Origin of the sequence: Legionella nautarum (assembly GCF_001467895.1) — a bacterium.
Lineage (GTDB): Bacteria > Pseudomonadota > Gammaproteobacteria > Legionellales > Legionellaceae > Tatlockia > Tatlockia nautarum.
Map to the genome: position 1 here is coordinate 100,862 of NZ_LNYO01000027.1, position 14,038 is coordinate 114,899.

Here is a 14,038-nt window from a genome sequence, read left to right on the forward strand (position 1 = left end):
CCTTAGTCCTCGTGGCTTGCGCCTTCCTTGCCAAGTTCTGCCTTGATGAAAAAGCTGTTCTTAGTGACATACTTTTGCCCAGCATTCAAGCCTGAAAGCACTTCAGCCCATTGATTATCCTGCTGGCCTAAGGTAACAGGCGTGGCTTCAAAAAAATCTCCTTTTTGGACGAACACCACCTCTTGTTCCCCCATGCGCTGAATCGCAGAAAGTCGAACCGCAACAGGTGCGGTTTTTTCTTTAATGATAATCTCACCATTCACATACATGCCTGGGAGCCACACACGAGGCGTATTAGATAAGACGGCACGGGCTAATATCGTTTGGCTGTCTTCAATACCTAATGGCGCAATATACGAAATAGTACTCGTTGCATCAGGCTTTCCTTCATCACCGGTGACTCTCACAGTCATGCCTTTTCTCACTAAAGGTGCTTCTTTACGGTATAAGGTGAAGTCAGCCCAGACATCATTTAAATTGGCAACGTCGTAAATAGGCTTTGTGCCTTGTGCCATCTCCCCATTGGTCGCGTATTTTTGAACGATGGTGCCCGTAATAGGCGCGTTAATGGTGTAATTTTGTAGGCTTTCATTGCTCTCAATAGTGACTAATGGTTCTCCTTTCGTCACCTCGTCACCTAAGTTCTTATTGATGGTTTTAATAATGCCCGCATAACGGGGGTAGATGGGTGCCATCGTATCGCGGTTGGGTACTATTTTTCCCACTACTTTTAACTGAGTCTTTATTGTCTGCTCTTGAACTGTCTCCGTTTGAATGTCTGCGGCAGTAAGGGTGGAGGGAAGAAGCTTCACGCGGCCCTCATAGCTTGGATAATTCCATTGATGGGTTTTACCGGCCAAAGTAAGCTTCACGGCCACATCAAACGAATGAGGCTCAGGAATGGCTTGATTGCTTTGTAGAAAGCCATCATTAGGTGAAAAAGTAATGACATCTTTATTTTGATTAAATCGTGTAAGTTCAATGGTAAGTTTAGTATCCGCAGGTAAAACCTGCTTCTCGTTTTGATAAAAATAAGCACGAAAATGAGGTGGCATTCCTTGGCTAAAGAGAAGAAGTTCAAGACTAATGTCCTCTTGCTTTAATAAACGACCACCATGAGGTCCTTTTTCAACCACTTCTTCTGCTTTATCACCCGTACTGGACTCATTAGCCCACGTCATTGAGGCATTTAAACTTATCAGAAATAAAAACAGGGTGAGAAAGGTTCTTAGTGACAGGCAGTTCATTTGCTCTCCTTAGTCGGATGAAGGCCCAAAAGTCCAGTGAGCTGAATTAGTGTTTTATGAAAATCAGCGTGAGCTTGCTGATAATGGCGCTCTTCCTCAAATAAGGTGTTTAAAGCAAGTGATAATTCAATGTAGGTATAACGCCCCATCTTATACCCCTCTTGGGCCAAGTTAATCGATTTTCGCGCTAAAGGAAGCAGTGAACTGGTCACAAGATTTGCTTCATAATGGCTTTGCTGGGCTTGTAAGAACACGATGTAGGCGTTTTGTCGCACATCAAGACGTGCGCCTTGATACATATGGGCAGTTTGCGTGTATTGGGCTTCAGCGGTGAGGATTTTCCCCTGATTTCTATCAAACACAGGAACTTGAGCGTACGCTGAGGCAACTAGGGCATTGCTGTCATCATCTTCAAAATGACGTCCGCCTAATTGAATGTTTAAATCAGGCCATACGGCCTTCTTAACTGCGGTGATGGTGGCACGCTTGGCTTGTAACTGAATGTGTAATTGTTGCAATTGCGGGCTTTGCGGCAGTTTCTTAATTAATTGCGACCACTTTAAGGTCACATCAGGGAGCCCTTTATCGACTAAAGGCCGGTCTACTCTTAACCCATCACCTAAGAGTCGTGATAATTTAGCACGTTGCGCTAAAGCATCTCTGCCTGCCTTTTTCTCTTGAATACGCGCATCGCCTAAGCGTACTTGAGCGAGACGTAAATCTAATTCAGCACCCGCACCTGCTTTTACGCGTCTATCAATGGCCGCCACAATCTCTTGATTTAATCGCGTTAATTTTTTTGTTACCTGATGCCACTGACCCGCATACAACGCATCCACATAAGTCATCCCTACACTCATGTACAGTGTTGCCTTATACACCTGAATTTGCGCGAGAGATGCCAGATAATCACCATAGGTGGCTTTTTGTTGGTAAAAAAGACGATTTCCTAAAGGAATGGGCTGAGTAATAGAGGCCGTGGTCTCTGCCGCTTCATAACTGGAATAGCTCCCTGAACCACCAAAATTTTCTGCAGTTAAGGTCAATTGAGGATTAGGGTAAAGACCACTTTGAATGAAAAACCCGCGCATCGCGCGGGCTTTATCTATTTCGGCTTGTAGCTCAGGATTATTGCGATAAGCGATGTCTAAAGCCTGTTTAAACGTCAAAGGAGTGGCCGCAAGCACTTCGTTCATCACAAAGTTCATTGCAAGACAAAAGACTGAATAAAATAAATACCGCATTCCCTACCTATTAAGTAATCCATAGCACACTTTATTGTTTCAGTGTACCTTGATTTTGGGCCTTAATACACCCTACAGCTAAAGAATCAAGAAAAATTGCGTACTAAGACACTGAAATGATGTTCAATTTGGTATACACTGCCCTTTATGGGTTCCTCATCCTGTTTATCCTATGTTGATACGATTGTTCTTTATTTTATTAATACTCTTAACTGTCGAACTAAGAGCCCAATCATTAACCATTGGGATGGTAGCATACGACCCTCCGTTTTCAATGAATGCCGACAAAAATCATTTCTTTGGATTTGATATAGAGCTCATGACCGAATTATGCAAACAAATCAAAGTTCAATGCCAATTCAAACCGATGCTGTTTAACGCGCTGTTTACTGACTTAAATGCGGGTAAAATTGACTTGGCTATAGCCGCAATTACCATCACTAACGAACGACAGCAATCCTTTCTTTTTAGTCTTCCCTACCTGGCCAGTGAAGCACGTTTTATCACTACAACGAACAACTCGATTCGTAACCTTGAGAAGCTAACCAATAAGAAGATAGGCATTATTGAAGGCGCTCTCTTTAAGCAATTAATTGCTCAGAAATTTAAAAACAATTCGCTTAAAGAATACCCCTCGACCAATCAATTAATCACTGCCCTAAATCAACATGAAGTCGATGTCCTATTGATGGATGATTTTTCAGCCGATTATTGGATAGCGAATAATACCCGTTTATTTAAGGGAGTAGGGAAACCTTTTCCTGTAGGCATTGGTTATGGCGTTATGGCTAAAATGAGCTCTCTGGCGTTAATCAATCAAATCAATAAAGCACTAAAACAGGTTGAAAAAAATGGATTCTATTTGTCTTTATATCAAAAATATTTTCACACCATACCCATGCATTAATATTAATCCTGTATTGTTTTTCTTAATCCCAATAATTAATTCATGCAAGTTCAATGATGTCCATGATGGTGCGGGTGATACCCACCAAATACACGCTTATGCGGTTTAGCGTTTTTTGAATCCTCTTTATCTTTACTCGTAGCAGAGGTGCAGGAAGTTAACAAGAACATTAGAGGAATGAGCACTAATGCATATGAGGTTATTAAAGTGAATTTTTTAATCATGTTATTCCCTATAGGAAAGTAATGTATCATATAACTCATATTACGCAGGATAGGATAATGAAGTGAGGCTTTATTTACACAGATAAGCACCTCCTTCTAACCCATATTCAGAGACAATACGTGTGTTGTTTTCCCTCAAAACTAACATCATGCTGAGTCACTTTGATGGTATTGGCGCCTAAAAGAGCTTCCTTGTTTTTCATTGTGTTCAGTTCATCCGGGTACAAATGCTCATGAGATTGATAAGACTGGCTCATTCCATTCACCTCTGATGCAAAAACCTTACCTAAATATTGACGCTTTTTAAATGCCCAGTTTGTGCTACTTTTATTTGTGACCTTTCAGGCGATAAAAGAATATTCTTATTACTATACCCCAAAAGACCAACGCATATCATGAACCCGCTCAATTGCCTCATTTAATTCCCCATGTTTTTGGTGATGAAATGTCATCCATTTATTTTTGCTTCGAAAAACTCATTGTTTCATTCTACAATACATAAGAATGGTCTTAATTTAAAAGCGCTAAAAACCATGATGTCTTTATTACATACATTAGAAAATCAGTGTTTAATGTTTTTGTCCACGCAAAAAGTAACCACTGAAAATCTCCATTCATTAATTGGTGAGTTCCTTTATACTCAGCCAAAACATGTGATGCTAATCCTGGTCAAAGAAGTGCTGAAAACAGATGCGGTGAGCTTTACTTTGGCTCATGAAAAAAATAATAATCCTGATTTTCTAATTCAGCGAGTGACTCTCCATCTGAACCACCTTCTTTATGAAACCATCAAAACTTACTATTTCCAGTCCAAATCTTAATTAAGAGCTACTATGTACGTTCGTCATCAGTTGATGCCTAAACCTTGTTCTTCTTTAACTGTTCCTGTTTTCTTAAATAGATTTACTGCCCGTTTATAGTCACGTGTTTAAGCGCATCAATTCCCAGTTTAAAATGTCCGGGCTCATGCGTTTTAAAAGGGGTAATCACTATTTTTTGATTGCCTGCCAGAGTAATAATTAAATCAGATTCAAAGACTACTGTTCTTATTTCCATGATATTTTCTCGTTTTATATCAAAATAATTGCTGCAAAAAAGCATTCATTGATGGTTTTCCCTATACAGCCATTTTAATCTGAAGGCCGCGTCTGTTTAAAGACAGGCTTTAAAGTAAAATAATCGGCACTTATAGTACGGCTATCAATGCAGCCCCAGGGGTAGATTCAGGCAAAAATGGCAGCTCTTTTTTTATTGCATAAAACCCAGTAATACTTGGCTTTACACCATCAAATGATTCCTGCGCCTCATCGGGTTGAACCACATCGATTTGTTCCAGGCGAATAATCTGTTGTTCCTGCCTGTCTAAAAGCTTGCGATACCGCTGATTACTTTCTTCTAATTGTTTTGTAACTACAGAGAGTTTACGTTCGGCATCACATATTCGGTCTGCTATCTCAACAAAGCTTTTCTCCTTATTGGTTAAAAAGTCTTCTAATTTTTTTTGAAAAGCGGCTCGCTGTTCTTTGTCTTGAATCACCATGTTAGAAAATGTTTCAACTGTCCCACTTAAGACAAGTCCAACAGCCCTTGCCTGTTCAACCTCTTTCCCCATTTTCACTTTAATATCATCAAGTTCTTTTATTTTATCAGATAATTGATTTTGATTTTCTTTATACGCCTGAACAACCTGTTCTAATTGTTTTTGAGTGTTCTCTAATACTTGAGACTGCGCATCGATTGAGCCTTTAAGCTTTGTGGCAGACTGTTCAAGATCAACCTGAGTTGCACGAAGTTTTTTTTCGGTAACAGTCAGCTCAATGATTTCTGATTTTAATGTGTTAATCTGTTCACAAAATTGATCAACATTTTGGGTTAGACGCGCATTTTCCTTCTGGAATGCATCGACTTCAATGGCCAGTTGTTCGCGTAAAAGCTCTAAAGTTGAAATAACCGAATCCAGCAGATCCACAAGATTTGAAATTCCAGCTTTTAATTGCTCGATATTGTCTGTATTTTGACTCTGATGATTTTCAAGAAGGATGTGGCTTACCGTATAAATAATTCCAGTAACAATACTAAGCGTAATAAGGGCTGCAAGATTTGCCATGAGTCCAATCATCAAAAGAGGTATGGTGAGCACTGCACCTGCGGTAATTTTTTGCCACAAGGGAATTTCATTCAAAAAACTTGCAGCACGAGACAGCCAACTAGGATTGTTATTCATTGATTGAATCAGTTGATTCAGATCTACTTTGATTTTTTGTATTTTATTTTGAGTCGTTATAATCTTCTCAAAACGTTCTTTATCTTTTTTTGTTTTCTGAATCAGATTCTCCTGCTCTATGTTCTCTGACTGATTAAGGTCAGAAGCCAACTCAAGTTCCAATTTTTGATACGCCATGATTCTTCCTTACAACGAATGGGTCATCCACTTTTTTAAAATAGAAATAATGTCACATGATTATCAGGTTAAGCTTAAATAAGCAGGGTGACGGGAAACCTCATAATTATTGAGTTAATTACCAGTACCTTTTTTAGGTATTGGATTGAGGTGTATCTGCGGTTTTTGAGGCACAGTATAAAAACCCTGAACATAAGGTCTTAAGGTTGTTCATTGAGGGGGGAAATTGATTTTTAATATTCAGAATGTTACTCATTACCACGTTTCCTTAATTGGTTTGAAACAACAATCAACCGAGCGCTTTTCCTTCGAACGGTTAAATCTTGATCATTCTATCGAATAAATTGTGTTCAGTCATTCTTTTTTTAGTGACTCACTTTTATTGATAATATTACAGGCTTTAGGTTATCTGAATGGATGTTTTTTAGGATCCCACCAACCACCAAGCGGTTCGTTTTCATCAAAATACTCATGCACTTTTTTAAAGGAATATTGAGATAATTGTTCATATTCTGATTGGGGTAACAGCATATATTCTTCTTCATCATCGATAATAGAGTTCAGCATCACTCCGACCAGGTGGCATCCATGCCATTTTGCACGGGTAGTTCGATTTTTTCTTTTGGTGTTTTTATGACACCGTGCGGCAAAGGACTTCACTTCATCGTTCAAGAAGGCATCAAGGTAATGAAAGGTTTTGTAGGCCAGCTGAACATGGTTTGGGTGACCTGCAAACACGGTCGGTTGTCTATTTCCTGCGGTGATGGATTGAGTGGTACAGCCAAAGATGTATCCTAAAAGAAAAATCAGTTCATCTGCGTAATCATCCATAGTCAGATTGCCTACGTTAAACCCCTTACTGATCTCAAAGAGTTCTGGATTAAACTTTTGAGAAAAGAGCTTTTGATTTAAGAGTTCCTGACGGATTAAAAGAAGATGTGGTCCAATCTGGTGGCAATTGTCTTCGGTTAGGTAATAATTAATCGTTTTATTAAAGGTGTCCAGTAGTTTTTCGTCTGGTTTTTTAATAGTAAGACGCTCAATATATTTGCGGTATTTTTTATAGGACTCATTAGTTCTAAAATCATAGCCTTCAGGTTTACGTGGCCATTCGCGTACTTCTTCAAAATCAAAGAAATCAAACTCAGTGTCTGACTCTTCCTCGTCAGATGACTCATCAATCTCATCACCAAACAAGGAAATGACGTTGGTGTGGCCTTGCGCAACTGATGTTATCACTGGGATTGACAAACCAGTTGGTTTTGGATTGATGTTACCCGGTTTTAATGTGTCCGTGTTTATCGATGGTCTAATTGATTCAGTATTTTTGTCTTGTAGTAAGGTACAGCCATCCACTATCGCCTGTGAGAGACTGATATTTTTTTGATGTGCGATGTCTTTTAATGCGTTATAAGCTTCATCACTGATGGTGATGGTACGCAGAGTTTTCTCGACCAGATATTTTTTTTGATTCAGAGCACGATAACAGCGACTAAAAGCTTGAGGATCTACGAATTCATCAAGCCATAATTGAAACAAGATGACTGTTTCTTCATCATGCGCCGTGTTTTTGAGTTCAGCAAAGGCTTGGATTGCCTTTAGGGATTTCGGCCAGCAAATTACCATTTTAGCCGGTCTAGATCTAACACAATGAATATACAGATCTTTTATTTAGAGCAAAAATCATGATTTTACCCAAAAACAACTCGTTTTTAGTCTAAAAATTATTCACATAATATTTTATATGTGAATAAAGAAGATGTTTTTTCTTGTATTATGCGAAACAAACAGGTAGCCTAACTCTAGGGTTGATTATTCACATAATACATGCATATGGATCATGATGGTTTGCTAAACGCATTTAAAGTCGCATTAGAACGCCAGGATTTATCTGAGTCCTCAATTACCAGCTATCTCCAGGGATTAAACGTATTTACTACTTGGGCTCTGGATTTTTACCAACAAGAGGTGAGTCTACTGGAAATTACATCTAATGACCTGCGTGCTTACCGTGAATATGTGTCCAAAATAATTAGACGAAAACCGGCAACGATTAATCACCATATCCAGGTTTTAAAACGATTCTATGCCTGGGCAATGCAAACCGACCTTATTCCTGATGATCCGGCTGCAACACTTCATTTTGTGAAGCGGGCAGCAATGACCCAACCCAATGCATTAAACAAAGATGAAATCCATGCTTTATTAAGAGCAGCAGGCCTTTCCACCCAAGGGCTAGCAGTAAGAAACTATGCCATAGTGCAACTCTTTTTACAATCAGGTTTAAGGGTTGGGGAGTTAAACCATTTATTGGTAAAAGATGTAGTGATTAGAGAACGCTCAGGATTTGTTAACGTGGTGGATGGAAAAGGTAGAAAACATAGAGAGATTCCATTGAACTCGATTGCCAGACGCGCACTAACCAATTATTTGGAGACCCGCAAATCTCTTGAGCCAGATGACGCATTGTTTACTACCAAACGTGGTGAACCAGGAACAATAAGAGCATTGCAAGCGCTGATTAGTAGTCTGTCAAAAAGAGCTAATATTACTCGTATTAATGTTACGGCACACACATTGCGCCACACTTTCGCTACTCAATTTTTACAGGCAAATCCTGGCTGTCTTGTTGAATTAGCAATGCTCATGGGGCATGAGTCGGTTGATACTACAGCGATTTATACCAAAGCGTCAAAAGAGAAACTGGCAGAGCACATGGAACGTTCAGGAGTAAGTATCGATGCATACTGAAATAGAAATTACGGAAGATCAACTTGCTATTGATTGGACATTGACTGAAGAAGATATTCGATTTATTAACAATAATTCGAATCAAGGTATTAAATTTGCAGCACTTCTTTGTCATCTAAGGGCTTATGGACGGTTTATTAGTAAGGACGATGCCTTACCTTTTACGGCAATGAGCTATCTTGCTAAACAACTGGGCCAATCTTTTTCAGTCATGCCAGTTTTTGCGAATACGCCTCATAGCTACATTCAGCGAGAAAAAATTCGCGATTATCTAGGGTATGGTGAATTTAACGAAACAGAATCACTCAAATTAGAGGAATGGCTGGTTTCTCAATTGCGAAAAGAAACGCTGGATAAAAGAAGACTCATTGAGCTTGCCACAAATCACTTAAAAAGCTGTCGTATTGTTTTACCATCCCCTATTACCCTAGGTCGAGTGGTGAATCAGAAGGTCAATCAGGCAATAGAAGGTTTTTATAGCAGTATTGCAGAAGCTTTAGCGCCATCGCTACGAGACAAACTTGAGTATTTAATTACACCTGAGCGTAAAGAAGCATACGCACAATTAGCCGATCTAAGAACATCACCACAAAATGCCAGTAGTGGCATGATGAATCAGTATCTTGATTATTTTGAGGAAATTGAACAGCTGGGTATTTTGGACTGCAATCTGGGAGCAATACATCCTGATGTTATTAAAGAGCTTGCTCAAAAAGGTCGTTACTATGATGCGTTCCAGTTACGTGATATGGCTTCGAAAGTAAAACGGGAAGCCATTATCATTTGTTTTTTGCATGAAACTGCCAAAACGATTCTTGATTATTTGGTTTCTTTATTCAAGCGCATACTACTGGATATCAATCGTCGCGCTAAAAATGAAGTATCAGCAGAACGAGAGAAAGTATCAAGAAAAAATAAAGGGAAATTTAAACCAGCTAGCGATTTTATCAAGTCAGCCTTCTCTCAAGCAGCGGTTAAAGAGCTTACCCTGGTGCAATTTGTAACTCAGTTTAATGAAGCCACAATGCTTGAAACTGCTAGTGCCTGTGAGGCTATTGATAAATTGGAGTCCTCAGGCGTTACGGATCATATTGTGAATCGTTTTTCCTACATCAGGCAATTTTCAAAACGATTCCTAACGCTAAAATTAAGCGCCAGTGCGGGCCTTGCTTCATTACTCAAATCCATAGAGATTCTTCGGAGCCTCCATGCCGGTGAGATTAAAAAACTACCAGAAGATGTACCAACAGACTTTTTGCCTAAAATGTGGCATGACGTTATCTATGATGAGCAGGAACAAATCAGGACTCATTATTGGGAAATGGGTTTTTACTATGCGCTTAAGAAAGAAATCAGCGCAGGAGACATCTATCTTTCTAACAGTCGCAATAACCGCTATTTTTGGGATACGGTTTATGGAGCGCTTCCCTGGGAGCAAGAGAGGGAACAACAGTATCAAAAGCTAAAACTTCCCAGCGAATTTGATGCGATGATGGAGAGCTTATCCGGCGAGTATCATCATGTGGCAATCCATGCCCGAAATACTTTACCCAACAATGATTTTGTAACTATTGAGGAAGGTAAATTTCATTTTACCAGGGATGATGCACTGGTTATCCCGCCTGAAGTAGTACAGTTACGTAAACTCATTCAGTCACGGATGCCTACTATTAGAATCGAAAAACTTCTAGCAGAGGCCTCTCGCTTATCGGGCTGCCTTGATGGTTTTACACCATTTTATGAGCCAGAAAAAAGGCTTAAATTCCCATTGAAGCCTTTGCTTGCATCCATTCTTGCTCATGCAACCAACATTGGCTTGTTTGGTATGGGGTCTAGCGCTGTCGGAATCAGCATTGATGCCTTAACGAGTGCTTCGCATACTTATTTACGTCCAGAAACTATTAAGGAAACCAATCGTCTTTTGGTGAATCACTTTTTAACCTACCCTATCAGCGACGAAATGACAGACGGGCTTTATTCCACATCAGATGCACAGCGTTATCCCATTGAGAGAAAATTTTTTCTCTCGTCCTATTACCCAAGATATTATGGCTATTATGAGAAAGCGATTTCTATTTATACCCATGTTGCCAGGGGCGCTGTTTTTGGCACGCAAGTGATTTCCACGGGTGAACGAGAAGCCTCTTATGTGCTAACAGGCTTACTGGAAAATGACACCTTACTCAATCCTGAATTTCACAGCACTGATACTCACGGATTTACTGAACATCTCTTTGCCATGCTTTATTTGCTTGGCTTTCCATTCCATCCAAGGCTTAAAGACTTAGCTGACCAAAGCGTTTATAAAATCGATAAAACGATGAGTTATGGTGATTTGGATGAGGTATTCAGCGGCACTATAGACATTGAACTGATTCGTGCAAACTGGGATCAAATTGTTCGCATTGTCGCGTCATTAAAAAATGGGTTGGCCCCGGCGCATGTAATTATTCAGAAATTAGCCAATCGCACCGATAATGTATCCAAGGCCATCAGAGCTTTTGGCCGGATCATCAAAAGTATTTACATCTTGCGCTACATCGCCGATCAAGAGCTACGCCACACGGTTCACTTGCATCTCAATCATGGTGAATCAAGACATCAATTAGCAAAAAAATTATTCTTCCTCAATCGAGGTGCTTTTAAGACCAGTGATTATGAAGAAATCATGAATAAAGCCAGCTGTCTGAGCTTGGTATCCAATGCTGTTTTAGTCTGGAATACCCATTATATGCAAAAAATTGTTGATGATCTTCGAACCGAAGGATATGACATTAAAAGTGAGCATTTGCAGAAAATATCTCCGTTAATGTTTAAGCACATCCAGATTTATGGCACCTACCATTTTGAAGACCTTTAAGGAAGAGATGGCATGAATTTCAATACCCCTGGCACGAATCAAAAACAGGCGCTTATCTATCAAACTGAGGATGGCAGTTTTCAAACTGAGGTACGTCTTGAGTCAGAAACCATTTGGTTAACTCAAAGGCAAATGGCAGAATTATTTGGTACATCAACCGATAATATTGGTCTGCACCTAAAAAACATCTACGCTGAAGGAGAGTTATCAGAGAAGGCAACTGCCGAGGATTACTCGGTAGTTCGTCTTGAAGGAAAAAGGAAGGTTAATCGAACAGTGAAGCATTATAATCTGGATGCTATTGTTTCTGCAGGATACCGAGTAAATTCAAAGCAGGGAACGCAATTTAGGATTTGGGCTAATAAAGTGCTTAAGGAGTATTTGTTACAAGGGTATGCTTTGAATGAATCCCGATTGATACAACAAAAAGAACAAATAAATAAATTAAAGGCAACCGTGATGCTTTTTCAAAAAGCTCAACTTGAAGCACTGGAATATTCTGAGGCAAGTGGTCTTTTATCCGTGTTAACAGAGTACACCCATAGCTTTGCCTTATTAAATCAATATGATACCGGTAATTTTCCACAGGGTGGATTAAATGAACAGGTAATTGATGTGATTAATCCGCACGAGGCTATGCAAGCGATTGATCGTCTGAGAGAGCAGCTTATGGCTCAAAAAGAGGCCACTGCGTTATTCGGCAACCCTAAGGATGATAGTTTTATCGGCATTTTAGGATCTATCGTTCAAAGTTTTGGTGGTGAGTATCTATACCCAAGCATTGAAGAACAAGCCGCTCATTTGCTTTATTTCATTGTAAAAAATCATCCTTTTACAGATGGAAACAAACGAATTGGTGCCTTTATGTTTATTTGGTTTCTACAACGAAACAAACATCATCTGAAAAAGAATGGTGAGCCTAAAATTAATGATAATGCATTAGTTGCCATCACATTGCTCGTGGCACAAAGCGAACCATCCCAAAAAGAAATTATGGTTGATTTGATCATCAATTTAATAAAAGAGCAATCTGGGGCGTAATGGGGTATTCTTATGAAGAAATAACGGAAGGGTTGATTATTCACATAATATGCCACCGGCTAAAATGGTAATTTGCTGGCCGAAACCCCGAGCTGCTTCTAAACCAGGGCGTGAAATTTTGCTTTCTGTCATCTGATCATCAAAAATCTTTTCACAACCAGCTTGCTTCAAAGCATCATGTTGTAAGTTTAAATTTTGATCATCTGTTGAAACGCGAGCATAACCGATTATCATTTTGTATTTGTAGTTAATTAATCCGTTGAAATTAATATTATCTTAACTTAGATAACTGAACAATATTAATTAACTTTTATGATTGGGAATTTGTAAACGGCCAAATTAAATTGCCGACTTCAGCCACATTATTTTGCTGATTATTCAATCACCATCAAAAGTCATTTATGAATTTGATAAAAAAGAAAGTCTTCGTCATGAAATTGAATTAATTTCTCATATTGCATATTTGCCTTTTCCAAAACTTTTTGCGATCTTTTATTTTCCGGGCGTGTTACTGCTACTAATCTACTAACATTTAGTTGAGAAAATCCCCAGCCAATAAATGCAAGAACAAGTTCTATACCGTAGCCTTTATTCCAATGTTCTTTATGAAGTACATACCCAATTTCAACATCTGGTTGAGTATCATCATGATCAAGGTAGACTAGTCCAGCTCTTCCAATAAATTCCTTATTATTCTTGTCGAAAACAGAACCCATGCAAAAGCCATGTTTTTTATAATGTAAAATATCAGATTCCAACCACTCTTGTACTATAGTCCGAGTTTTTGAACCGCCCATAAAGCGCATGACTTCTGGATCAGAATGTAAAGAATCCCAATTATCAATATCATCCAATATGGGGATTTTAATTAATAGTCTTTTTGTTTCAATTAATAAAGTCATATCTGTTTACCATTTGTTATTGAATTCCTCAATCACATGGGCATCTGTGAAATTTAGGTAAATCGCCGTTGTTTCTAATCTATCGTGACCTAAAGCTTTTTGAACAGAAGCCAGCGAAATTCCTTTTTGCAGTGCAAGGGTTGCAAAGGTGTGCCTTAAAATATGCGGTGTTACCTGTTTGGTAATTTTAGCTTTATTGGCGATTTCCTTTACTATTTTTTGTACTTGCCTTTCACCGACTGGGAAACGCTCATTGATAGCATAGTAATGCTCAAGTAGAGCTCGTACTCTATTGGACATCGGAACGAGGGGCAAAGGGAGTAATGGAACCGCCAACCCACTTAAGCATTAAATTAGAAATTAACTTATTCGACTTGGTTGATTATATAGCATATTGATATATCTGTTTTGGCTCTAGTTAAGAAATCACTGTATTTTAGACCTATTTAACCTATTGTTAT

At 39.0% G+C, this 14,038-nt stretch carries 12 protein-coding genes and 2 pseudogenes; 5 read left to right on the forward strand and 9 right to left on the reverse strand.

Going from position 1 to position 14,038, the window contains the following annotated elements; genetic code table 11:
* Nucleotides 1–2 precede the first annotated feature (2 nt).
* Both Lnau_RS15880 and Lnau_RS15885 read right to left on the reverse strand, forming a co-directional pair.
* The gene (locus tag Lnau_RS15880) at nucleotides 3–1,247 is read right to left on the reverse strand and encodes an efflux RND transporter periplasmic adaptor subunit (RefSeq protein WP_058506124.1); all 1,245 of its coding nucleotides are present in this window, start codon (nucleotides 1,245–1,247) and stop codon (nucleotides 3–5) included.
* Nucleotides 1,244–2,491 (reverse strand): TolC family protein, encoded by a 1,248-nt coding sequence (locus Lnau_RS15885; protein ID WP_058506125.1) that lies wholly within the window; start codon nucleotides 2,489–2,491, stop codon nucleotides 1,244–1,246. The genes Lnau_RS15880 and Lnau_RS15885 overlap by 4 nt, the downstream gene beginning before the upstream one ends.
* A 172-nt stretch (nucleotides 2,492–2,663) precedes the next feature.
* Between Lnau_RS15885 and Lnau_RS15890 the strand changes: the two genes are divergently transcribed.
* Nucleotides 2,664–3,398 (forward strand): transporter substrate-binding domain-containing protein, encoded by a 735-nt coding sequence (locus Lnau_RS15890; RefSeq protein WP_065240312.1) that lies wholly within the window; start codon nucleotides 2,664–2,666, stop codon nucleotides 3,396–3,398.
* A gap of 331 nt (nucleotides 3,399–3,729) precedes the next feature.
* Here the strand turns inward: Lnau_RS15890 and Lnau_RS16270 are convergent.
* A pseudogene (locus Lnau_RS16270) lies at nucleotides 3,730–3,909 on the reverse strand (DUF4156 domain-containing protein); the annotation flags it as partial.
* Nucleotides 3,910–4,062: 153 nt separating this feature from the next.
* Between Lnau_RS16270 and Lnau_RS15900 the strand changes: the two are divergent.
* Nucleotides 4,063–4,443 carry a histidine kinase gene (locus tag Lnau_RS15900; RefSeq protein ID WP_238586005.1) on the forward strand — a complete coding sequence of 127 codons (381 nt, stop codon included), beginning with the start codon at nucleotides 4,063–4,065 and terminating at the stop codon, nucleotides 4,441–4,443.
* Between the two features lie 82 nt (nucleotides 4,444–4,525).
* Here the strand turns inward: Lnau_RS15900 and Lnau_RS15905 are convergent, their stop codons facing one another.
* The 3 genes from Lnau_RS15905 to Lnau_RS15915 all read right to left on the reverse strand — a co-directional run bounded on the left by Lnau_RS15905 (nucleotide 4,526) and on the right by Lnau_RS15915 (nucleotide 7,649).
* A complete protein-coding gene (locus Lnau_RS15905) occupies nucleotides 4,526–4,678 on the reverse strand; it encodes a carbon storage regulator CsrA (RefSeq protein WP_238586006.1) in 153 nt (50 codons plus the stop codon).
* Nucleotides 4,679–4,808: 130 nt separating this feature from the next.
* On the reverse strand, nucleotides 4,809–6,023 hold the full coding sequence (locus tag Lnau_RS15910; protein WP_083503874.1) for a LegC2/C7 family Dot/Icm T4SS effector: 1,215 nt from the start codon (nucleotides 6,021–6,023) through the stop codon (nucleotides 4,809–4,811).
* Nucleotides 6,024–6,428: 405 nt separating this feature from the next.
* Nucleotides 6,429–7,649, reverse strand: coding sequence for a DUF7168 domain-containing protein (locus Lnau_RS15915; RefSeq protein ID WP_058506126.1), 1,221 nt, complete (start codon nucleotides 7,647–7,649; stop codon nucleotides 6,429–6,431).
* 201 nt (nucleotides 7,650–7,850) lie between these two features.
* On the opposite strand from Lnau_RS15915, the gene Lnau_RS15920 reads away from it, so the two are divergent.
* From Lnau_RS15920 to Lnau_RS15930, 3 genes are read left to right on the forward strand one after another with little or no spacing between them, the layout of a single operon-like run.
* A complete protein-coding gene (locus Lnau_RS15920) occupies nucleotides 7,851–8,774 on the forward strand; it encodes a tyrosine-type recombinase/integrase (RefSeq protein ID WP_238586007.1) in 924 nt (307 codons plus the stop codon).
* The gene (locus Lnau_RS15925) at nucleotides 8,764–11,634 is read left to right on the forward strand and encodes a Tn3 family transposase (RefSeq protein ID WP_058506127.1); all 2,871 of its coding nucleotides are present in this window, start codon (nucleotides 8,764–8,766) and stop codon (nucleotides 11,632–11,634) included. Before Lnau_RS15920 ends, Lnau_RS15925 begins: the two co-directional genes overlap by 11 nt.
* Before the next feature lie 12 nt (nucleotides 11,635–11,646).
* Nucleotides 11,647–12,675 carry a virulence RhuM family protein/type II toxin-antitoxin system death-on-curing family toxin gene (locus Lnau_RS15930; protein WP_058506128.1) on the forward strand — a complete coding sequence of 343 codons (1,029 nt, stop codon included), beginning with the start codon at nucleotides 11,647–11,649 and terminating at the stop codon, nucleotides 12,673–12,675.
* 75 nt (nucleotides 12,676–12,750) lie between these two features.
* On the opposite strand, the pseudogene Lnau_RS15935 reads toward Lnau_RS15930, so the two are convergent.
* From Lnau_RS15935 to Lnau_RS15945, 3 genes and pseudogenes are all read right to left on the reverse strand, one after another.
* A pseudogene (locus tag Lnau_RS15935) lies at nucleotides 12,751–12,909 on the reverse strand (recombinase family protein); the annotation flags it as partial.
* Between the two features lie 161 nt (nucleotides 12,910–13,070).
* A complete protein-coding gene (locus tag Lnau_RS15940) occupies nucleotides 13,071–13,577 on the reverse strand; it encodes a GNAT family N-acetyltransferase (protein ID WP_058506130.1) in 507 nt (168 codons plus the stop codon).
* Nucleotides 13,578–13,583: 6 nt separating this feature from the next.
* Nucleotides 13,584–13,877 (reverse strand): tyrosine-type recombinase/integrase, encoded by a 294-nt coding sequence (locus Lnau_RS15945; protein WP_238586008.1) that lies wholly within the window; start codon nucleotides 13,875–13,877, stop codon nucleotides 13,584–13,586.
* Nucleotides 13,878–14,038: the final 161 nt, after the last annotated feature.